We start from the raw sequence: 2095 nt of genomic DNA on the forward strand, positions 1-2095 counted from the left end.
ACAGCGAGTAGGGTGAGGCGTTACCGCCTCATCCCTCTCACAGAACCGTACATACGGGCCACGTATACGGCTCATGCCATTAACTTACCCCGAACTCGGGGACAGTGATGCCGGTTTTGACCTTCGCAAGATCCATCAACTGCAGGTCATTGTGCAGGTAGGTGTTGGGCAGGGCCAGACTGGCCAGTGGAGATGCTGCATTGCGCCAGCTTTGCATCCGGATGTGCCGGAACGGGGGTTGGTAACCCAGCTGTTTCAGCCTCCGATGCAGCCGACTCGGCTTTTTCCACTGCTTGAGCTGGATGCAGCGCAGGCGCCGCCTTAGCCAACTCATCACCTGCTTCAATACCCTCGCGCAGTTCGCCACCCGGAAGTAGTTGGCAAAGCCCCGTAACACCGGATTCAGCTCACGTATAATGGCCGCGAGTCCGATGCCCCGGTTTCGCTTCGTCAGTGCTTTGAGCGTTTGCTTGAGTTTCACCACCTTCTTGTCCTGGATGCGGGTGTACTTCGTGTGGATCACCACGCCCAGGAACTTTACCCCGTCATCGCTGTGAGCGATGTGAGTTTTGGTGGCATTGACGGTCAGCTTCAGCTCATCTTCCAGGTAGCTTTGGGCCACCCGTAACGCATTCTCCGCGCCCGCTCGTGAACCGCTCAGGATCAGGATGTCATCCGCGTAGCGGACGATCCGGTGACCCCGGGCTTTCATGAACTGGTCGAAGGCGTCCAGATAGACGTTCGCAATCAGCGGGCTGATCACGCCGCCCTGCGGGCTTCCCAGCTCCGTTTCTTCAAGGTGGTACCCCACCATCACGCCGCTTTCCAGGAACTGGCGCAGCAGTGACAGGACACTGCCGTCCGTGATCCGTTGGCGGAACTGGCGGATGATCAGGTCATGGTTGAGCGTGTCGAAGCATTTCGACAGGTCCATGTCCACAACCCAGTCACGCCGGTAGCGGCGGATAAACAACTCCGCCTTGCCGATGGCGTGGTGACCACTGCGTCCCGGACGATACCCGTAACTCGACGGGTGGAAATCCGGCTCGAAGATCGGTTCGATAATACGGCGCAGCGCCTGTTGTACAACCCGGTCCCGAACCGTCGGAATGCCCAGCAGACGCTCACCGCCGTCATCCTTGGCGATGGCTACGCGCCTGACTGGTTGCGCCCGATAGCGCTTTTCCTTCAGCTCGAGCAACAGGCACGACAGCTCCACCTCCAGATTCGCCTCAAACGCACTCAGGCTCTGCCCATCGATTCCGGCCGCGCCCTTGTTGCGCTTGATGTGTCTGAAGGCTTCATACAGGCGCTGTTTTGACAGCAATTGCCCGTACAGACTGTAGTATTTCCTCATGCCTGCTCATCTCTGTGGTGACGGCTTCGAGGGTCGGTCTGGCTGCTGGTCTGTTTCAGGCGATCCGTCCGGGTACTAGCGCTCTGGCAATCTGCCGCCACGGTATCGCTCTACTCCCTTGTTCGGAGAACACCAGAGTCACTACGTTCCCGCAGCACCCCGATGCACGTCCCTGCCCCGTCGGGCAGCTTGTGAACGCAGCGTCCACCTGTTCGCTCGTCGTCCGCCACTCTCGTTAATGACTTCCGCCCTTCGCATCCGACCAGAGCTTTTGACCCCGACCGGTCCGCTGAACCTCCGCCAGCGGTCGTTCCGGTTTTGTCCTCCACGCTGTTACCAGGCTTCTCAGGCCGGAACTTCCTCACTACTACGGCTTCATCTGCCACCTCGCACCGACTGCGGCCTCGGCTTTCACCTTGCGCCACAGCCTCCGGCTTCGCCGGATTCGGTGTCAGGCTTCCCCGGTTACTGCACCGGCTCCCTGTTAACGATGCCACCCTCAAGCACAGCCCAGGTCTGACTGAGTATCGGGCGTCGCGCTATTTTGCACGCTAACCCACCTGGGCTGCCGAAGCAGGTTCACTTGCGTTGTGTACCGTTAACTTCCTATGGCTTCCTTCAGACCCCACCGTTGGCCAGTGACGCCCTTGCCAGTCGGATTGTCTTCCCCTCAGTCGGGGTGACGCCATCTTCTTTCAGATGGCCGGGTTTGCCGGCTTCGCCGGGCAAACAAAAAAA

General features: G+C 59.5%; 1 protein-coding gene. It reads right to left on the reverse strand.

What is annotated here, in order from left to right; genetic code table 11:
• Nucleotides 1–79: 79 nt before the first annotated feature.
• A complete protein-coding gene (gene ltrA / locus L1249_RS17300) occupies nt 80–1357 on the reverse strand; it encodes a group II intron reverse transcriptase/maturase (protein WP_235253801.1) in 1278 nt (425 codons plus the stop codon).
• Nucleotides 1358–2095: the final 738 nt, after the last annotated feature.

It is taken from the genome of Halomonas sp. Cn5-12 (assembly GCF_021532545.1).
GTDB classification, from domain to species: domain Bacteria; phylum Pseudomonadota; class Gammaproteobacteria; order Pseudomonadales; family Halomonadaceae; genus Vreelandella; species Vreelandella aquamarina.